We start from the raw sequence: 19638 nt of genomic DNA on the forward strand, positions 1-19638 counted from the left end.
ACTCGCCTTCTCTCCCCTGCCCCAGCGGGCGACGAAAAAAGTATTGAACGATATCGAGGACAAGCCGCTTTCCGGAGACGGTGAGATTCCCGTGCAGCAGATCGCGTTGGCCTTGCTTACGTTCCTTGATGCTTTATCCCAAAGGTCAAGCGTACGGATCAAATCTAAATCGACAAGTCCCCGGTTCGGGACTCTCGGTTGACACTTAGAACCGCATCGACATGTCGCGTTTGATCGTGCGCACGCAGCAGGCCGCCACGGTAAGTGGACCCACCCCACGTTCGCGGCGGGACAGGCGGCCACACAAGCTCCAATCAGATAGATGGCCTAAAACAAAGTCGATAAGGTCAAAACGGGGCACCAATTTACAGGCACCAATTTGGGATTTGTCTGATTTCCCAATTGCGAACGACAAGGCAACTTCGCATCCAACAATCATCAAAGGATTGCAGGCAAGCGATAGATGCGGACCGAGAAGATTTAGTCGCGTTTAAAGCAGAACACGATCGAACACGCGATATATGCACCGACCGCCGCAACAAAGCAGGCCGTAAAATAATTTTCTTTCGCATGCCGAAGATTAAGGAGAAAGCGACGTGGAAAACGTTGCGCGCCTTGAAGCGCACTACTACCTGAAGGATGGCTCGCATTCTATAGACGCCTTTATCCGAAACCGCTGCGAGGCAGAGTTTCTGGCGACCGTTTCCTACATTGCGCACTGTTTAGGGACCGAGCTTCGATTCGAGGCAAGCATCGCCGCCGAGGGTGGGTTTCGAGACATCTGGCGGGTCTTGGTTCGCAAGGACAACCGGACTCTGTCCGTAACTACGTTCACAACCATTCTGGCCACACTTCTGGAGTTGACAGTACAAATTTGGCTTGCCGCGCCCAAACCAAACCCAGAGTTGGAGAGGCAGCAACTGGAGATCAATCGACTCAACATCGAACACTCGAAAATAGAAAACCTGCGATCCGAACTGGAGGTTAAAAAGCTCCAGCACGAGTTGAACGCTAGCACTCCAATAACGATCCGTCCGTCGCTTCCCGAACTGACAGGCAAGGAATCTGCAACCTCGTCAAGCAACGCTCCTCGATTGGCTCAGCTCGCAAATTATCTGTCGCCGAGTACGTTCATCGCCGACAGATCGAATCTCATTAGCCTGCAACAAGACCCGAAGCTTAACCGTCGGCGTTCGAATTTTTACAAGCAACTCATCTCTTGCGGCGCCGTCACAGCGGTTGGCTTCCGGTGGATTCCTGAGGACAGATCTAGGTCCGAAGAACACGTTGTACAGCGAGTGGACTTTTCGAGCTTCGTGTTGCATAGCGACAAGCTCGCACCGGATACTCAGGTTGCGAGTGGCCCGCAAATTTCGAATGTGGACCTTACTCGCTATGTCAGTGCCGCTTATACCCGAGTAGTTATTGTCAGAAAAGCAAAAAGGGTTACACGCCATGCGTCGTAACCCTTTCATTTTATTTGGTTGCGGGGACAGGATTTGAACCTGTGACCTTCGGGTTATGAGCCCGACGAGCTGCCAGACTGCTCCACCCCGCGTCAGAGGAAACGGATTGTATAGCGATGTCGGGCGATCGTCAAACAAAGAGCCGGATTATTTTCTGGCCTCACAGATCGGCAACTGTTGCGCCTTCCACCTTGCCGTCGATGATGTCCGCGCCATACTGGCTCGCGCTGCGTTTGGCAATGCCGAAATCGGAGAACGTCAGCGGACGCACGAGACGAAACACGCGGCTCGCCTTCGAGCCGCTGATCGCGCCCGGCCGGCACACGCGCACTGCCACGTCATAGCCTTCGGCTTGCCGCTTGTGACCGTCGAACTTGTCGAACTCCCGGGAAAAAACCAGCGGATGCACTTCGAAGTCCTTATAGAGGACCGGATAAGGTTCAGGCATGGCGTTTCCCCGGTACGTGAGTGTGAGTCCACTATACGCCGGCCATCGGAGCCCCCCACACTTTATTTTCTTCGCTTCGTCACAGCGCCGCCGCAGAAGTGCAGCGCCACAAGCACCGCCGTGCGCGAACCCACGCAGTGCAGCATCCCGCTCTATCGCATGCAGCTTGCGCGCCTGAATCGGGCTGCGGATCGCGGTAAGATGCGCTCAAGTGCCAGGGCACGCGGGTCCTGAACCCGTTGATGCCCGGCCTATGCCCTGCCCCGACACGAAACGAGAAATGCCGATGAAGCTAGCCACCTGGAACGTCAATTCGCTGAAAGTACGCCTGCAACACGTGATCGACTGGCTCGAAACGAGTCAGGTCGATGTGCTGTGTCTTCAGGAGCTGAAGCTGACCGACGACAAATTCCCGCGCGCCGAGTTGGAGGCCAAGGGATACAGGAGCTGGTTCGCCGGACAGAAAACCTATAACGGTGTCGGGATTCTGGTGCATGACGGTCTGGAGGTGGACGAAAGTTCGATCGTGCGCGATCTCCCCGATTTCGATGACCCGCAGCGCCGCGTGATTGCCGCCACCATTGAAGGGGTACGCGTGATTTCCGCGTACTTCCCCAACGGTCAGGCGCCCGGCTCCGAAAAGTTTGCCTACAAGCTGCGCTGGCTCGACGTGCTGCACGACTGGGTGGCCACCGAACTCACGCGCTACGAGAAACTCGCGCTGCTCGGCGACTACAACATCGCCCCGGAAGACCGCGACGTACACGACCCGAAGGCCTGGGAAGGCCAGAATCTGGTGTCGCCGGAAGAACGCGCCGAATTCGTGCGGCTCACCCAGCTCGGACTCGCCGACGCGTTCCGCCTGTTCGATCAGCCGGAGAAAATCTTCTCATGGTGGGACTACCGGATGCTCGGCTTTCGCCGCAACGCGGGGCTGCGCATCGACCACATCCTGCTGTCGAAGCCCCTTGCCGCAGCCTGCACGTCATGCGAAGTCGACAAGGTGCCCCGCAAATGGGAGCAACCGTCGGACCACGCGCCGGTGGTCGCGCAGATCGCCTAAGGTTTTGCTCCGGCGGTTCCCGTTGCAAGGCACGACCACAGGAACACGTACACCATCGCATCATTGGCGGCCAGCTCCAGTGCATCGGAGCCGCCGCCATGCCCGCCGTCGGTATTTTCCCGATACCACACGTGCTCGCCGCCCATCGCCTGCATGCGTGCCACCATCTTGCGCGCATGGCCCGGATGCACGCGATCGTCGCTGGTCGACGTCGTGAACAGCACCGGCGGATACGAAACGTCAGCGCTGACCTGATGATAGGGTGAATACGCGGCGAGTATCCGTGCTTCATCGGGCTCGTCGGGGTCGCCATACTCGTCGATCCACGATGCGCCCGCGTGCAGCAGGTGATAGCGGCTCATGTCCAGCAAGGGCACTTCGCACACCACGGCGCCGAACAACTCCGGGCGCTGCACCATGCACGCACCCACCAGCAGACCGCCGTTGCTTTCGCCCTTGATACCGAGTTGCGTGGCCGTGGTCACGCCATCGTCGATCAGCGCCTCGGCGACTGCGATGAAGTCGTCGAACGAGCGTTGACGATGTTCGCGTTGTGCCGCCGTATGCCACGCGCTGCCGAATTCACCGCCACCACGAATGTGCGCGACCACGAGCACGCCCCCCTGCTCGAGCCAGCCTTGCGCGTGCCCGGTCAGATAGCTCGGCGTAAGCGGAACCGCAAAGCCGCCGTAGCCCGTGAGCAAACACGGCCGTGGTGTGGACTTCGAGGCGCCGGCATGTGCCCCCGCTTCCTGCGATTCACGCGGACCGATGATCGTATAGGGCACGCGCGTGCCGTCAGCGGATTGCGCGTGCCCGCGCTGTATCGTGTACGGCGTCGCGTCGAACTGCGTCGGCCAACGGTCGAGCAAACTCCATTCGGATAGATTCGCGTGCGTCAGATCGGCAAGCCAGTACTCGGGCGGCAGAAGATAATCGTCCACGCCGACGAACACTTCGTCATTCAAGGTGGGCTCGACGGGCGAGACTCCGACCTGCGCATTCGCGCGTGCCGGAAAGGCACGTGAGGTCCACTGCCATTCGTCTGCGGTCACACGATGCGGTTGCCACAGTGTCGTCCGACTCTGCACGTCCTCCAGATACGACACGATCAGATGATGCCGCGTGTACGTCCACCCGCACGCTGAGGTTCGCGAGGTGGGAGTGAACAGCGGCACGAGGCGCCGCTCGCCCGCGAGAAATGCGTGTTCACGTGCAGCCAGCAGCGCGCCGCCCGCATACGTTATGCCTTCGCAGGTCCAGTCGAGCCGCGGCTCGAACAGCAACCACCCTTCCCAGGCGCCCACGGCGACGTGCGACGGCACGTCGTATTGCTGCCATGCGCCGGCGGCGTCCAGGTAGTAGCTGTGCGAGTCGAACGAGTCGACGCTGCGCACGACCATATGGCATCGATCAATTGGGTTGTAGCCGGCAGCGACGCTGATGTCGGCGAACTCGCCGCGAAACACCACGGGCGCCTCGGTAAGCGCCGTGCCGCGCGTCCAGCGCCGCACTTCACGCGGATACCCCGAGCGCGTGAGGGACTCGTCCGCCTGAGCCCAGCCCACGTACAACGTGTCACGGTCAATCCACGAGGCAGTATGCTTGCCGGCCGTCGCGATCACGAAGCCATCGCTGAGAAACTGTTGCGTGTCGATATCGAACTCACGCACGATCACGGCATCCGAGCCGCCCGAAGAAAGCGTGACCAGTACGCGATCGCCATCGGGATAAAGGATGTCGAGACCCATGCAGACCCACGGCGTGTCCTCTGCTTCGCCCAGCGCATCGAAATCCAGCAGGTTTTGCCACACCGCATGGCCTGCACGCCAGCTCGCCCACGATGTGCGGCGCCAGATCCCTTTGGGATTGTGTTCGTCCTGCCAGAAATCGTAGGCCCAGTCCTTCCAGCGACGCGGGATCACGGGCCGCTCATGCGGCAGATAGGCGGCGGCGAGACGTTGCTTGAGCGTTTCGTAGCGCGTCCCATTGCACCATGCGGCGCGGGTGCGCGTGTTCTGTTGCTCGACCCAGGCCAGCACGGCGGGATCGTCGAGTTCTTCGAGCGACAGGAAGGGATCGGGACTGTGAGGCCAGCTGAAAGCGGTCGATGCAACCGGGGCAGCCGAAGCGTTTGAAGACGTTGAAGCGGTGCGTGGCATAGTGTGTCGTCCTAATTGAACGACGACGATTATGCCTCGTGACGCACAATGTGCCAGTCAAGTTTTGTGCAGACGCTTCAGTCGCGTGTGCGTCTACATGAACGGGAGCGCGCCTGGCAAGCGCGCACGGGTCGAAGCGCGTCAAGCCGCGTCAAATTGACACACGGCGTGTTTCCTAAATTCGAGATGCACGCCGCGCCCCCGTTCATACCGCAACCTCACGGCTCGAGATTTAGCTCCTGAATCTTGCGCGTAATCGTATTGCGGCCAATGCCCAGACGCTCGGCCGCTTCGACCTTGCGGCCACGCGTGAAATCGAGCGCCTCGCGAATCACCGCGGCTTCGAAACGGCGCGCCAGTTCATCCATCACGTCCGGCGCGTTCTCGCGCAACATGCGCGCGACTTCCGTGCGCAAGCCGCTCTCCCACGCGCTGACAGCAGGCGTTGCCGGCATGCCCGCAACCGCCGGCGCATGCGACGACAACGTCCCGCCATTCGCAGCCGGCTGTCCTGCCAGACCGCTCGTCGGGTCCGCAGCGAGCGGGCCGCCGGCAAGCATTTCCACCGCGCCCGCCTGGGCCGGCACGAGATCGGGTGGCAGGTCCTTGATCTCGATGGTCTGCGCCGGCGCCATCACCGTCAGCCAGTTCGCGAGATTTTCCAGTTGCCGCACGTTACCCTGAAACGGCAGCGAGGCGAGATACGCCAGCGCCTCTTCCGAGACGCGCTTCGGCTCGACGCCGAGGTCGCGCGCACTCTTCTGCAGAAAGTGCCGCGTGAGCAGTGGAATGTCTTCGCTGCGCTCGCGCAAGGCCGGCAAGCGCAGCCGGATCACATTGAGACGGTGATACAGATCTTCGCGGAACAGGCCCTGACGCACGCGCGACTCGAGATTCTGGTGGGTCGCCGCAATCACCCGCACATTGGCGCGCAGCGGATTGTGGCCACCCACCCGATAGAACTGTCCATCCGAAAGCACGCGCAGCAAACGCGTTTGCAGATCGAACGGCATGTCGCCGATTTCATCGAGAAACAGCGTGCCGTTTTCAGCCTGCTCGAAGCGCCCTTGCCGCATGGCCTGCGCGCCCGTGAACGCGCCGCGCTCGTGACCGAATAATTCGGACTCCAACAGATCCTTCGGAATCGCCGCAGTATTCAAGGCGATGAACGGACCGTTCGCGCGTGGGCTATGACGGTGCAAGGCACGGGCAACGAGTTCCTTACCGGTGCCTGATTCGCCGGTAATGAGCACAGTGGCCGCGGAATGCGACAGACGCCCGATGGCGCGAAACATGTCCTGCATGGCCGGTGCCTGGCCGAGCATTTCGGGTGCGTCCGCCACGCGCTCGTCCCACGCCTGTTCGCCCCGCGTGCTTTCGTCGACGGCGCGGCGAATCAGTTCGACCGCCTTGTCGACATCGAACGGCTTCGCGAGGTATTCGAATGCACCGCCCTGGAATGCGGCCACGGCGCTATCGAGATCCGAGAACGCGGTCATGATGATGACCGGCAAACCCGGCACCTTGTCGCGCACCGTTTGCAGCAACTCGAGGCCGGAGCCGCCGGGCATGCGAATGTCCGAGACCAGCACCTGGGGGCTGTCGTGATCGAGCGCGACTGCTGCATCGCGCACATTCGCGAAGCTGCGCGTCGCGAAGTTCTCACGCGCGAGGGCCTTTTCGAGCACCCATCGTATCGATTGATCGTCGTCTACTATCCAGATCGGCTTCATAAGGTCGGTCAGAAGTCTTTAGGTACGTCCCGGGATACGCGTTGCCGCACATCCTGAGTGGCGTCGTTTAGCTCGTGGTTAGCGGCTTGTGTTTTTAGCAATCGAGCGGCAGCAGGATCTGAAACTCGGTGTGGCCCGGCCGGCTTTCCACTTCGATCAAACCGTCGTGCTGCTGCACGAAAGTCTGCGCGAGCGTCAGACCCAAACCGCTTCCATCGTCACGCCCCGAGACGAGCGGATAAAAGATGCGATCGCGAATCTCTTCCGGTATGCCAGGTCCGTTGTCGATGATATGCAAGTCCAATGCCAGCTTACACAAGCGTTTCGACACGGTGATCTTGCGCGCCACGCGCGTGCGCAGATCAATGCGCGCATCGCCTTGCGAAATGCGTTCACGCAACGCTTCAGCCGCGTTACGCACGATGTTCAGAACCGCCTGGATCAACTGTTCCTTGTCGCCGCGCAGATCGGGCACGCTCACGTCGTAATCGCGTTCGATGGTCAGGCCGCGCGGAAACTCCGCGAGAATCACCGCGCGCACGCGTTCGCAAACCTCGTGAATGTTGACGTCACCGACGATATGCGGATGACGATGCGGCTCCAGCAGACGATCCACCAGCGTTTGCAGCCGGTCCGATTCCTTGATGATGACCTGGGTGTACTCGCGCAACTCGTCGCGCTCGCGCACACCCAGTTCGAATTCGAGTAACTGCGCCGCGCCGCGAATGCCGCCGAGCGGATTCTTGATCTCGTGCGCGAGATTGCGGATCAGTTGCTTGTTGACCGCGGTCAGATCGTTGATGCGTTCTTCGCGGTCGGTGCGCAGATGCCGTTCGTTTTCGAACAGCTCCAGCAGCACGTAGTCCGGCGCGCCTTCGAGAAAGCCGACGATCGCATGCACATGCAGCGGCTCGTGGCCAGGACGTTCGAGCACGGCGTCCAGATGCGTCGCATGAAAACGGTGTTCCGCGATCGAAGCGATCGTGGCCACCAGTTCATCCGCGTTGGTGAAGATGTCCGGCCATACCATTTGCGTCAATTGTCGGCGCGAGAGCTCCAGCATCGACTCCGCGGAAGGATTCGCAAACGCCACTTTCAGCGAGCGTTTTTCGAGTACCAGCACAACCGTGGGCAACGCCTCGAATCCCGGCAGCAAACCCGAATCGACGAGTTGTGCGATCTCCGAGAGCGGCTCGGCATGCCCCTTTCTTGCTTTGATCAGATTCTTCAGAACCATCTTGCAGTCTTGCCGATGAGAGATGGTGATACCACACAGCGTCCGCGCCAGCTAAAACGCCTTCGCAAACGTTGGCTCGTGAAACGTCGCACCCCAGCGTGTTTTCTGCTTTGCGAGGCACGCAAACCTAACAAAAAAGGGACGGCGCCGCCGTCCCTTTGTGACCCGCGTTCGACCAGTCACGAGCGTCGGGCAAGCACGCTTCGCCGGACCAGCCAGGCGAAGCGCCATCGCCGCTTACAGCGAGTAGTACAGTTCGAACTCAACCGGGTGCGTGGTCATACGCACGCGTTGCAGTTCCGCTTCCTTCAGTTCCAGGTAAGCGTCGATCATCGCGTCCGTGAACACGCCACCGCGCGTCAGGAACTCGCGATCTGCGTGCAGCGCTTCCAGCGCCTGGTCGAGGCCGGCACACACGGTCGGGATCTTTGCATCCTCTTCCGGCGGCAGGTCGTACAGGTTCTTGTCAGCAGCTTCGCCCGGATGGATCTTGTTCTGGACGCCGTCGAGACCTGCCATCATCAGTGCCGAGAAGCACAGGTACGGGTTGGCCATCGGATCCGGGAAACGCGTTTCGATACGGCGACCCTTCGGGTTCGACACGTGCGGAATGCGGATCGAAGCCGAACGGTTGCGCGCCGAGTAAGCGAGCTTCACCGGTGCTTCGAAGTGCGGCACGAGACGCTTGTACGAGTTGGTGGTCGGGTTCGTGATGGCGTTCAGCGCGCGAGCGTGCTTGATGATACCGCCAATGTAGAACAGCGCGAATTCCGACAGGCCAGCGTAGCCGTTGCCTGCGAACAGGTTCTGGCCGTCTTTCCAGATCGACTGGTGAACGTGCATGCCCGAACCGTTGTCGCCCACGACCGGCTTCGGCATGAACGTCGAGGTCTTGCCATACGTGTGCGCGACGTTATGGACGATGTACTTCAGTTGCTGCGTCCAGTCGGCACGCTGCACGAGCGTCGAGAACTTGGTGCCGATTTCGTTCTGGCCTTGACCGGCCACTTCGTGGTGGTGCACTTCGACCGGAATGCCGATCTGCTCGAGCAGCAGACACATTTCCGAGCGGATGTCCTGGAACGAATCAACCGGCGCGACCGGGAAGTAGCCGCCCTTGATGCCAGGACGGTGACCGATGTTGCCACCTTCGAATTCCTTGCCCGACGACCACGGTGCTTCTTCCGAGCCGATCTTCACAAAGCAGCCCGACATGTCCGTGTTCCACTGCACCGAGTCGAAAATGAAGAACTCGGGTTCCGGACCGAAGTAAGCGGTGTCGCCGAGACCCGTGCTCTTCAGATAGGCTTCTGCGCGCTTTGCCAGCGAGCGCGGATCGCGTTCGTAGCCCTTGCCGTCCGCAGGTTCGACGACGTCGCAAGTCAGCACGAGGGTCGACTCTTCATAGAACGGGTCGATGAAGGCCGTGTCGGCGTCCGGCACGAGCAGCATGTCCGACGCTTCGATGCCCTTCCAGCCAGCAATCGAAGAACCGTCAAACGCATGGCCGCTTTCGAACTTGTCCTCGTCGAATGCCGACACCGGCACCGAAACGTGTTGCTCTTTACCGCGCGTGTCGGTGAAACGGAAGTCGACAAACTTGACGTCCTCGTCCTTGACGAGTTGCATGACGTCGGCCACGGATTTACTCATAACCTATCTCCTGATTAACGAATTCGGCGGATTTAGCCGCCGCCCAAATCTAGCTGACCCGTCCCGGTACGTCTACCTCCCGCTCGTCCCGCGGACGAATTGACTCTGAGGAAGACGCCAAAACGCCGGGCGGCGAATTGATCGGCACCAAATAAGCAGCTTCTGTGCCATCTATGCGCCAAGGCGGCGCAAAGCGCTTCGCCACGCGCTTTTGCGGGGAATCGCAGTGCCCCTGTCGTGATGAACGAGACCTCTTAATCGTCCGCTCGGCACTATCATGGTGCAGTCGCAAAATGACAGCACTGACGAATCCCGGTTTTGGGGCAGACTCGACACTTTGCACTATTTCGGCGCAGCGCGCTTCGCCATCTGCGGGAATTTCCCGGCACGAGGCGCGACGCTCACGAGCGGACTCGCGCGCTAGAATGATCATTTGGTCCGAAGGAGACTTGCTGTCATGAGTACGCTCGAACAGTTGTACGCCCAGGCCGACAAGCGCCGCCTCGAGAATCAATTGCCCTACGCAGGCGCGGTGTCCCCCGCCGAGGCTTTCGAGCTCCTGCAACTCGACCCGCGCACGCGCCTCGTCGACGTGCGCACGCGCGCGGAACTCGACTGGGTTGGGCGTCCGGTGATCGGCGACGGGCAGTACGCGCATGTCGAATGGACGCGCTATCCGGGCGCCGTGCCGAATCAGGAATTCCTCACCCAGTTGAGCCAGGCCGCCTCGCCTGACACGCCGGTGCTGTTCTTGTGCCGCAGCGCCGCGCGCTCGAAACTCGCGGCCATCGCCGCCACCCAGGCCGGCTTCACGAAGGCGTACGACCTGCTCGAAGGCTTCGAGGGCGACAAGGACGGCCAGGGGCATCGGAAGACGGTCTCGGGCTGGTGTTTTCGCGGGCTGCCGTGGATCGGGGCTTGATCGCCGGGAATATATCCGACGCTATTGCGGGTTGAGCGGGCGGTATGGCGGCTCGCTCTTTGTAGACCAGCATTGCAGGCCTACTTGAGACCGCGTCGGCTCGGAGTGTCATCGTCGGCGCTGCGTGTGACAGGACGATGATGTCGGTGAGCGGCGCCGCCAAGGCGCCGTCGAGTTGAAGTGCTTTGAGAGTGGCCGGCTACGTGCGCGGTTTGGCGGCTATTTCTGCATCGGGTTCGACGATATCGCCGCCCAGCAGATGCACCCCTTCGCGCAGTTTCACGAACGCCGCGGCGACCGCTTCCGGCTCGCCCTTCACGCCCAGATCGATGTGACGCCGCGCGTAGATGCCACCGCGCTCGGCATCGCCGACGCTCGGCAGGCTGAACACCCGCACCCCCGGAAAATCGTGCTGGATCTTTTCCATCAGCGGCGTGAGCGTCGACTCCGGCAACTCGAACACCAGCAACGATTTCTCCGCGTGCGGCATGGCGTGATGCAGATGCGCGTACTTCGTATCCAGCACCCATTCGATCATCGGCCACGCCATCACCGGAAAGCCCGGTACGAAATGATGGTCACCCACCGAGAAACCCGGAATCTTGTTGTAGCCATTCGGGATGATCGAGGCGCCGCGCGGGTAGGTCCCCATGTTCAGGCGGTGCAGGTTGTCCGGGGAATTGAGATTCACGGGCGTCGCCGAATTGGCCGGATGCGTCTCGCGAATCCGCTCGCGGATCAGCTCCGCCGCTTCGGGATGCAGTTCGAGCGGCACGCCGAGCGCCGCGGCCGCGCACTGACGCGTGTGATCGTCCGGAGTGGCGCCGATGCCGCCCGTCGAAAACACGATGTCGCCCGAGGCGAAGGTACGGCGCAGCGTGGCCGTGATGCGCTCCGGCTCGTCGCCGACATATTCGGCCCAGTCGAGCGACAGGCCCCGCGCGTTCAGCAGTTCGATGACCTTCGGCAGATGCTTGTCGACTCGCCGACCCGAGAGAATTTCATCGCCTATGATGATGACGCCAAATGCCATTGCGGCCTCGCAAAGAGAGATTCAGTTGTTCAGTTGCTCGATGGACGGCGCCGGCGCGAGAAGACGCGCCCCCTCTTCCTCCGCACGCATGCGCTGCAACGCGCGCAGACAGTAGTAGCCGAACCACAACGCAGTAAAGACCAGAATAAACGCGTAGATCCAGATGGTCACCGCCGTGACCACGGGGAACACCACGATCAGCCACACCGACGAAGCCCATATCAGCGTCGGCAATGAGCCGAGCAAACCGCTCGCCACGCCGATCAACAGCAAGGGCAGACGGTAGCGCCGCACCAGCGCGCGCCGCTCGTCTCGGCTCGCATGCAGGGCCAGCGCGTCGTACGTCATCACGCGGTAGGTCAGCCATCCCCACAGCAGCGGCGGAATGAGCGCAAAAAACGGTGGAATCAGCCACAGCGGCACGGTCACCACCAGCAAGATCAGACAGATGATCGAAGTCCACAGGGCTTGCGCGAGACTACCGTACCACGAACCGCCGCGACGCATCTCGAGGTTGGCGAACTGGCGCGCCGACAGATGTCGGATCACCCCCGGCATGGAGAGCGTGGCGATCAATAGCAGGATGGTCATGACGATCAGCGGGATGGCCACCGCCACCACGATGAACGGCGCCACGACCGCATGCAGCGCGGAAAAACCCAGCCAGTCGAACAGGTGATACAGCGTGCTCGTGAAAACCCAGCCATCGAGCCACACGCGCGTTGCGCCGGTCAGCGTCTCCCAGAAAAACCACAGAATCACGCCCCAAAAGACCGTTGCCGCGAGAAACGGCATGAAGGTCAGCCAGAGCATGCGCGGGTGGAGCGCGCTTGCGAGCGCACGTCCAAACGAGCGCAACAGATCATTCATGCGAGCCAGAGCGAGTGAACATACGGTGGATCAAAGGAGGTGCAGCGCAAGCGGACCGCCGCAACGGCAAACGGCCAGAATGGACAGGATAAACCACGGGGCGTGACGCCGGTAGGGTCCTGGCCCTGCCGGCGTTGGCGCGCCATGGAGAAAGGGTCCCGAGGAACGCTCTGGAGAAAAGAACAGAGAAAGCGGCGGAGATAAAGAACGGGGACCCGAGCCGTCAGACGGCGGCCGCGTCTTTGCCGGACTCATCGTGCTTCTTGCCTCGCCTGAGGCGTGCGGCGATGCGTTGAAACGCGAGCGCATGCTGCGCCCAGAATCCCTCGCCATAACGGCGGCCGTCGAGTTGATCGCGGATGCCGGTCGGCTCGACGACCCGGCTCCACGAGGCGCTGCCAAACAACATGTCCCACCACGGAAAGAGGATGCCGAAGTTGCAGCCGTATTTGAGTCCTTCGTGGCCGTAGCCAATGGCGTGATGGCGGCGATGGAAGGTTGGGCTGACGAGCAGACGCTCGCCCAGCCGCCCGTAATAGAGCCGGATATTTGCGTGCTGGATGCTTTGCGCCAGATTGGTGATGGCGACGAGCACCACGAACTGCGAAGGCGGCACGCCAATCACGAGCGCAATGGTGGCGAAGAACGAAGCTTGCAGCAGACCGTCGAGCAGATGATTGCGATCGTCGGACCAAAGCGACATCTGCCGCTGGCTATGATGCACCGCATGCAGTTCCCACCAGATGCCGAAGCGATGCTCCCAGCGGTGATACCAGTAGCCGGCGAAATCCAGCACCAGCAGATACATCACGAACGTGACGATGGGTTGCGTGGTGAGCCCGGGCCACAGGTTGTCGAACTCGAGACTCGGCACGTTGTGCAGACGCAGCCAGCTTTGCACGTTATCGAAGATCGGTTGCAGCGCGAAGAAGAACAGCAGATTCAGGATGCCGAGTTTGACGACCCACGTGTAGATCACGTCGACCCGCACGCCCTTGCGGTTCTCCCAATTCTCGGCCGGGCGCAACGCCTCCAGCGGGCGCAGCACCGCATACATGGCCAGCACCTCGAACACGCCGACGATGACCCAGTAAAGCGCGTCATAGGTGTCTTCGTCGTAGCCCATCAGACCGAGACGGAACAGCAACGGCTGCACGACGTCCACATACAGCAACGTCTGCATGGCCGTGATGAGGCTGTCTAGAGAAGAGAGAATCTGCTGGAACATGATGCTCGTTTTGCAACGTCTCGCTCAGGCGCCGTTCGGCGCGGTGGTCGGCGCACGGTCATAGAAATAGATGCCGTGTGGCGAACGGCCCACCGCAATGGTCTGGATCAGCTTGCGCGTGGACAGGTCGATGATGCCGATATGCTTCGCGAAGCGGAACGTCACCCACAGATAGCGCTTGTCCGCTGACAGTTCCATGTCATCGGGCCCCGGCATCAGACCGGTGATGTCGCCGACGTTGGTGAGCGTTTCTTCGTCGATGATGCTAATGGTACTCGCCACGCGGTTGGACACCGCGACATGCCGACCGTCCGCGAGCGAGCGGAAATTGTGCGCGCCATTGCCGGTCTGGATGGTCTTGACGATCTTCTGGTTGCGCCAGTCCACGACCGCGACGTAGTCCGCGCCGGTCATGCCGACCAGCAGATATTTGTCGCCGGGCGTCATCCACAGACCCGCCGGCACCTTGCCGACTTTCATCTTCCACTTGATCTGCTGGGTTTCCAGATCCACGGCGGCCAGTTCACCCGAAACCTGCAGCGTGACGAACACCGTCTTGCTGTCGTTCGTGAAAGCGATATGGCTAGGCATGACAGCGAGCGGCAGACGCTTCGCGAGCGTCATGCTGTTCTGCTGGCCGTCGAAGTGATAAATGTCGAGACGGTCCAGCCGCAGCCCCGTGGTGACGAGCCACTTGCGGTCCGGCGAAAAGCCCATTTGATACGGGTCTTCGATGTTCTCGATCCAGCGCTGCACCTTGCCGGTTTTCGGGTCGACCAGCATCAGATTGTTCGACACGGAGTTCGCGACGATCAGCGACGAGCCGTCCGGCGTGGGCATCAGGTGATGAGGTTCCTTGCCCGTCGGCACCGTGCCGACCACTTGATGGGTGGCCTCGTCGATGAGGCTGAGTGTGGCCTCACCGGAATTGAGCACGATCACATTGTTGGCGCACGCCAGGGGGGAGAACAGCCCTGCGGCAACGGTCAACGCCGCGCCCGCGGCAAAGGTGGCCGCCGAGCGGGAAAAAAGAAAATTACGCATGAAAACTCACTTCGGAGAACAACTTGCATTGTAAAGCGTTTGTTAGCGTAAGCGGTTGATCCAGATGGGGTTCCGCTCGTGACAAACAGCCACTCCTGAGCCCTCCGGGTGCGTGATGCTCCAATCACCAGCCGCACATTGATACGTGCCCTCACGATGCCGAAAGAATTTCCTACGAAGAACGACTCGCTCACGTCTGAAATAACCGCAAAAGTCTGCCAGAAAAACCCCGCCATAAAATCGCTTCAATGATTAACCACAAAATCCACAAAACATCACATTCTTATGAAGTCACTGTATTAATAAGAATCAAACAAGACTTTTCTTTAAGGCTCCTATCTTAGGACAGTTATTTACAACCAGAAACAGCCAACAAATGCAGCGCAAACCTTTTAAGAATTGACTTATATCAGCAATCCCCCGCCCCGCCTGAAAATCCCGCCGATCGTCGCCCACAATATCAACCAAGGTGGCCAAACAGGCGTGAAGCATTCAGTCAAAGCGCGCAGAAGAATTGAGCAAAACTGGGACAGAGAGAAAAACCACAACGCTATGTCAAATTTGGTGCGCGCCCTTTGAGGGCGATGGCGTTTCTGTCTGACTCGAATGCATTTCATACCGGCCACGCTAGAAATATCGCGGAGTTTCTTTAAGCATGAACAAGATTTATAAATCGGTTTGGAATGAAACGACGGGCGCGTGGGTCGCAACGTCGGAAACGGCCCGCTCGAAGACCAAGGGCGGGGTGTCGCGCAAGCTGGTCGCGCAGGTCGTCGTGGCCGGCGTGGTGGCGATGGGTGGGGCGGCTCAGGCAGCCGGGACCGCTGCGACGAACTATTTCGACGCGCAAGCCTCGTCGAACCCGACTTTGGATCGCAATGCGGCGGCCACTGCTGCAGGGTCGATCGCCGAGGGTTCAAGCGCGGTTGCATCGGGTCCAAACGCCGTCGCCATCGGCATTACTTCACTCGCAACAGGCGCCAATGCTTTCGCGAGCGGTGCGTCGGCGTGGGCCATGAAGGACTACTCCACGGCCGTCGGTACGCTCTCGACGGTCTACGGCGTCGGGGGTTCGGCATTTGGCACACGCGCGCAGGCAAACGGTACCAACTCCGTAGCAATAGGCTATGCGGCAGCGGCCGCAACCGACAACAGCGTCGCGCTGGGCGCAAACTCGACCACGACACTGACAGCGAGTGATCTTGCCGCAACTGGCTACACCCCCACTGGCGCAGGCGCAACGGCAGTCGCCGCGCCCGCCGCAACCGGGGAAGTCTCGGTAGGATCGGCAAACAACGAACGGCGCATCACGAACGTCGCCGCTGGCGCCGCGCCCACGGACGCGGTCAATGTCAGCCAGTTGAGTGCCGTCGACGGTAAGGTCGATTCGGTCGCCGCTAGCGCCGTCAAATACGACACCAACGCCGATGGCACGCCCAACACGGGCAGCGTCACGCTCGCTGGCCCGACCTCTACAGATGGCGGCGTGACCGGTGGCACGAAGATCAGCAATGTCGCGCAAGGCGCCGTCACGGCAAGCAGCACCGACGCGGTCAACGGCGCACAGCTCTATGCCGCCCAGAAAGCCGCAACGCGTTATTTCAAGGCCGACGGCCTGAACGACGACAGCGATGACGCATCCGTGACAGCGGGCACTCATGGCGTGGCTATGGGTGCGAGCGCGCAGGCGACGAACACCAACGCCGTGGCCGCGGGTTATCAGGCCAATGCCGCGGGCACCAACGCCGTTGCGATGGGTGGTAGCGCAACGGCAAGCGGCACGAACGGCATCGCAATCGGCGGAACCGCGTCGTCCACTGGCACCAACGCCGTTGCGCTTGGCGCCAATTCGCGTGCATTGAAAGACAACAGTCTGGCGCTCGGCCGCGGATCGACTGGCAACGGCCTGAACTCGTCGGCTGTCGGCACCGGTGCGCTGGCCTATTCCGATGGCTCGACCGCGCTCGGCTCGAACGCCAGTGTGTCGGGTGTCAACAGCGTGGCGGTGGGTTCGAACGCACTCGTGACGAACGCAGCCAACAGCGTCGCTCTCGGTGCCAGCACCAAGGTGACGGTCGCCAACAGCGTTGCACTCGGCGCCAGTTCGACTGCGATCACCGGTGCCTCCGCCGCTGGCGAAGAGTTCGGCACGAGCGGCACCGTCAAGGCATTGACTGGCGTAGGCGAGGTTTCGGTCGGCTCGGCCAGCAACGAACGCCGACTGACGAACGTTGCTGCCGGCGCAGCCGATACCGATGCTGTCAACGTCAGCCAGTTGCGCGCAGTCAACGGAAAGGTCGATACCGTCAGCAATGAAGTTGATGCGATCACCAGCAGCGACACGATGCATTACTTCAAGGCCGGTGGCCCCGCAGACGGCACAGACGACGCCGTGGCGTCGGGCGACCACGCCGTAGCAATGGGCAGCGGTGCGCAAGCGAGCGCCGACGGTTCCGTCGCCCTCGGTCAAGGCTCCATCGCCGATCGCGCCAACACCGTTTCGGTCGGCTCGGCAGGTAACGAGCGCCAGATCACCAACGTCGCCGCCGGTACGCAAGCCACTGACGCCGTCAATCTGAGCCAGTTGCAAGCTGCAACCACCAACTCCCACTACTTCAAGGCGGACGGTCCCGCAGACGGTTCGGACGACGCAATGGCAACCGGTGACCACGCCGTCGCAATTGGCAGCGACTCGGTTGCAAGCGGAGCGCAGTCCGTGGCCACCGGCGTCAATTCCTGGGCAGCCGGTTCGCACAGCACAGCAGTCGGTGTGCTTTCCACTGCCGCTGGCGACAACTCCACGGCTTTGGGTGGCAACGCCACCGCCGGCGTCATCAGTGACCCTTCGATTACCGCGACCACCGCAGTCGGCTCCTACGCTCAGGCCACGGCACAAAACGCCACGGCGGTCGGCCAGGGCGCCAGCGCCAGTGCCGACAATTCCGTCGCCCTCGGTCAAGGCTCCATCGCCGATCGCGCCAACACCGTCTCGGTTGGCTCAGCAGGCAGCGAGCGCCAGATCACCAACGTCGCCGCCGGTACGCAAGCCACCGACGCCGTCAATCTGAGCCAGTTGCAAGCTGCAACCACCAACTCCCACTACTTCAAGGCGGACGGCCCCGCAGACGGTTCGGACGACGCAATGGCAACCGGTGACCACGCCGTCGCAATTGGCAGCGACTCGGTTGCAAGCGGAGCGCAGTCCGTGGCCACCGGCGTCAATTCCTGGGCAGCCGGTTCGCACAGCACAGCAGTCGGTGTGCTTTCCACTGCCGCTGGCGATAACTCGACAGCGCTCGGCGCAAACGCCACCGCCGGCGTCGTCAGTGATCCTTCGATCACCGCCGCCACCGCAGTCGGTGACTCGGCTCAAGCCACGGCACAAAACGCCACGGCTGTCGGCCAGGGCGCCAGCGCCAGCGCCGACGGTTCCGTCGCCCTCGGTCAAGGCTCAGTCGCCGATCGCGCCAACACCGTTTCGGTTGGCTCGGCGGGCAGCGAGCGCCAGATCACCAACGTCGCCGCTGGTACGCAAGCCACTGATGCCGTCAATCTGAGCCAGTTGCAAACTGCGACCACCAACTCCCACTACTTCAAGGCGGACGGCCCCGCAGACGGTACGGACGACGCAATGGCAAGCGGCGACCACGCCGTCGCAATGGGCAGCGGTGCGCAAGCGAGCGCTGACAGTTCCGTCGCCCTCGGTCAAGGCTCCATCGCCGATCGCGCCAACACCGTCTCGGTTGGCTCGGCGGGCAACGAACGTCAGATCACCAACGTCGCCGCTGGTGTCGAAGGTACGGACGCGGTCAACGTCAACCAGTTGAACGCGGTGGCCAGCCAAGCCAACGCGGCAGCGGCCAAGGTCGACGGCGCGGTCATGTACGACACCAATCCGGACGGCACGGTCAACAAGAACAGCGTCACGCTGGGTGGCGACGGTAACGGCACGGTCATCCACAACGTCGCTGACGGCGTGGCTGCTACTGACGCGGTCAACCTCGGTCAGTTGAACGCGGCCATCGGCAACGCGGTGAACAACCTCGCCCCGGTGGGCGGCAGCAACGCGTTCTTCAGCGCCGACGGCGACGCCAATACTGAGGCCGCGCAATCGTCCGGCACGCACGCGACGGCAGCCGGCGCGAATGCGCAGGCATCCGGCACGAACGCGGTGGCGATCGGTGCGAATTCGGCGGCGAGCGGCAATAACGCCACGGCGCTCGGCGCCGGCGCCAATGCCAGCGCGGACAACGCTGTCGCGTTGGGTCAAGGTTCGGTGGCAGATCGCGCTAACACGGTATCGGTGGGCGCTGCGGGCAGCGAGCGTCAGATCACCAACCTCGCACCCGGCGTGCAAGGCACGGACGCCGTCAACCTCAACCAGTTGAACTCGGGTATCAGCGGCGCCGTGAACCAGGCCAACAGCTACACGGACGACAAGATCCGCTCGGCGCGCCGCGATTCGTACGGTGGCACGGCCTCGGCGCTGGCCGCTGCGGGTCTGCCGCAAGCGGTGCTGCCGGGTCACGGCATGGTGGCGGTCGCGGGTGGCACGTATGCGGGTCAGTCCGCGGTCGCTATCGGCGTGTCGCAGTTGTCCGAGACGGGCAAGTGGGTCTACAAGGTTCAAGGCACGTCCGATTCGCGTGGCCAGTTCGGCGCGTCGATTGGCGCGGGCATGCACTGGTAAGCAGCGATCTCATCAGGTCCTCACGCTGAGCCTTGAACTCAAGCAGGCGCTCTGTGAGGACTCGAGCAGGATCACTAACTCAGGGCAGC

The 19638-nt window shown here is 61.6% G+C and carries 14 protein-coding genes and 1 tRNA gene; 5 read left to right on the forward strand and 10 right to left on the reverse strand.

The annotated features are described in order from the left end of the window. Both D0B32_RS32780 and D0B32_RS23985 read left to right on the forward strand, forming a co-directional pair. A partial coding sequence (locus D0B32_RS32780) for a hypothetical protein (protein ID WP_220444956.1) occupies positions 1-202 on the forward strand: 202 nt, incomplete at its 5' end. A 394-nt stretch (positions 203-596) separates the two neighbouring features. Then, a complete protein-coding gene (locus D0B32_RS23985) occupies positions 597-1466 on the forward strand; it encodes a hypothetical protein (protein WP_117336761.1) in 870 nt (289 codons plus the stop codon). Positions 1467-1481: 15 nt separating this feature from the next. Here D0B32_RS23985 and D0B32_RS23990 read toward each other — a convergent pair. Both D0B32_RS23990 and D0B32_RS23995 read right to left on the reverse strand, forming a co-directional pair. Further along, positions 1482-1558, reverse strand: a tRNA-Met gene (locus tag D0B32_RS23990). A 68-nt stretch (positions 1559-1626) separates the two neighbouring features. Further along, the gene (locus tag D0B32_RS23995) at positions 1627-1914 is read right to left on the reverse strand and encodes a hypothetical protein (RefSeq protein WP_117336762.1); all 288 of its coding nucleotides are present in this window, start codon (positions 1912-1914) and stop codon (positions 1627-1629) included. Between the two features lie 286 nt (positions 1915-2200). Here D0B32_RS23995 and xth point away from each other — a divergent pair, with 286 nt between their 5' ends. Beyond that, on the forward strand, positions 2201-2977 hold the full coding sequence (xth, locus tag D0B32_RS24000; RefSeq protein ID WP_117336820.1) for an exodeoxyribonuclease III: 777 nt from the start codon (positions 2201-2203) through the stop codon (positions 2975-2977). On the opposite strand, the gene D0B32_RS24005 is transcribed toward xth, so the two are convergent. From D0B32_RS24005 to glnA, 4 genes are all read right to left on the reverse strand, one after another. Beyond that, the gene (locus D0B32_RS24005; RefSeq protein ID WP_117336763.1) at positions 2974-5139 is read right to left on the reverse strand and encodes a prolyl oligopeptidase family protein; all 2166 of its coding nucleotides are present in this window, start codon (positions 5137-5139) and stop codon (positions 2974-2976) included. The genes xth and D0B32_RS24005 overlap by 4 nt on opposite strands. 218 nt (positions 5140-5357) lie before the next feature. Further along, positions 5358-6872: a nitrogen regulation protein NR(I) gene (gene ntrC, locus D0B32_RS24010; RefSeq protein WP_117336764.1), complete on the reverse strand. Its 1515-nt coding sequence runs from the start codon at positions 6870-6872 to the stop codon at positions 5358-5360. Between the two features lie 94 nt (positions 6873-6966). Beyond that, complete coding sequence (glnL, locus tag D0B32_RS24015; protein ID WP_117336765.1) at positions 6967-8109, reverse strand: nitrogen regulation protein NR(II); 1143 nt, start codon at positions 8107-8109, stop codon at positions 6967-6969. Between the two features lie 237 nt (positions 8110-8346). Then, a complete protein-coding gene (gene glnA / locus D0B32_RS24020) occupies positions 8347-9762 on the reverse strand; it encodes a type I glutamate--ammonia ligase (RefSeq protein WP_117336766.1) in 1416 nt (471 codons plus the stop codon). Positions 9763-10219: 457 nt separating this feature from the next. Between glnA and D0B32_RS24025 the strand changes: the two genes are divergently transcribed. After that, positions 10220-10684: a rhodanese-like domain-containing protein gene (locus D0B32_RS24025; RefSeq protein WP_117336767.1), complete on the forward strand. Its 465-nt coding sequence runs from the start codon at positions 10220-10222 to the stop codon at positions 10682-10684. A 199-nt stretch (positions 10685-10883) separates the two neighbouring features. Here D0B32_RS24025 and D0B32_RS24030 read toward each other — a convergent pair whose 3' ends face one another. The 4 genes from D0B32_RS24030 to D0B32_RS24045 form a co-directional block, all read right to left on the reverse strand. Continuing rightward, positions 10884-11717 carry a molybdopterin-binding protein gene (locus D0B32_RS24030; RefSeq protein WP_117336768.1) on the reverse strand — a complete coding sequence of 278 codons (834 nt, stop codon included), beginning with the start codon at positions 11715-11717 and terminating at the stop codon, positions 10884-10886. Between the two features lie 21 nt (positions 11718-11738). Further along, a complete protein-coding gene (locus D0B32_RS24035) occupies positions 11739-12587 on the reverse strand; it encodes an EI24 domain-containing protein (RefSeq protein ID WP_117336769.1) in 849 nt (282 codons plus the stop codon). A gap of 223 nt (positions 12588-12810) precedes the next feature. Beyond that, positions 12811-13815: a sterol desaturase family protein gene (locus D0B32_RS24040; RefSeq protein WP_117336770.1), complete on the reverse strand. Its 1005-nt coding sequence runs from the start codon at positions 13813-13815 to the stop codon at positions 12811-12813. Between the two features lie 24 nt (positions 13816-13839). After that, positions 13840-14859 carry a beta-propeller fold lactonase family protein gene (locus D0B32_RS24045; protein WP_117336771.1) on the reverse strand — a complete coding sequence of 340 codons (1020 nt, stop codon included), beginning with the start codon at positions 14857-14859 and terminating at the stop codon, positions 13840-13842. 655 nt (positions 14860-15514) lie between these two features. Here D0B32_RS24045 and D0B32_RS24050 point away from each other — a divergent pair. Beyond that, a complete protein-coding gene (locus D0B32_RS24050) occupies positions 15515-19549 on the forward strand; it encodes a YadA-like family protein (RefSeq protein WP_117336772.1) in 4035 nt (1344 codons plus the stop codon). The last annotated feature ends 89 nt before the right edge of the window (positions 19550-19638 follow it).

The organism is Paraburkholderia sp. DHOC27 (assembly GCF_003429005.1).
GTDB lineage: Bacteria > Pseudomonadota > Gammaproteobacteria > Burkholderiales > Burkholderiaceae > Paraburkholderia.

Excerpts from the sequence above, each read along its gene's own strand:
- D0B32_RS24035 (WP_117336769.1), bottom strand. The coding sequence starts at position 12,587 with ATGAATGATCTGTTGCGCTCGTTTGGACGTGCGCTCGCAAGCGCGCTC.
- D0B32_RS24040 (WP_117336770.1), bottom strand. The coding sequence starts at position 13,815 with ATGTTCCAGCAGATTCTCTCTTCTCTAGACAGCCTCATCACGGCCATG.
- xth (WP_117336820.1), top strand. The coding sequence starts at position 2,201 with ATGAAGCTAGCCACCTGGAACGTCAATTCGCTGAAAGTACGCCTGCAA.
- ntrC (WP_117336764.1), bottom strand. The coding sequence starts at position 6,872 with ATGAAGCCGATCTGGATAGTAGACGACGATCAATCGATACGATGGGTG.
- D0B32_RS23995 (WP_117336762.1), bottom strand. The coding sequence starts at position 1,914 with ATGCCTGAACCTTATCCGGTCCTCTATAAGGACTTCGAAGTGCATCCG.
- D0B32_RS24025 (WP_117336767.1), top strand. The coding sequence starts at position 10,220 with ATGAGTACGCTCGAACAGTTGTACGCCCAGGCCGACAAGCGCCGCCTC.
- D0B32_RS24045 (WP_117336771.1), bottom strand. The coding sequence starts at position 14,859 with ATGCGTAATTTTCTTTTTTCCCGCTCGGCGGCCACCTTTGCCGCGGGC.
- glnL (WP_117336765.1), bottom strand. The coding sequence starts at position 8,109 with ATGGTTCTGAAGAATCTGATCAAAGCAAGAAAGGGGCATGCCGAGCCG.
- glnA (WP_117336766.1), bottom strand. The coding sequence starts at position 9,762 with ATGAGTAAATCCGTGGCCGACGTCATGCAACTCGTCAAGGACGAGGAC.
- D0B32_RS24050 (WP_117336772.1), top strand. The coding sequence starts at position 15,515 with ATGAACAAGATTTATAAATCGGTTTGGAATGAAACGACGGGCGCGTGG.
- D0B32_RS24030 (WP_117336768.1), bottom strand. The coding sequence starts at position 11,717 with ATGGCATTTGGCGTCATCATCATAGGCGATGAAATTCTCTCGGGTCGG.
- D0B32_RS24005 (WP_117336763.1), bottom strand. The coding sequence starts at position 5,139 with ATGCCACGCACCGCTTCAACGTCTTCAAACGCTTCGGCTGCCCCGGTT.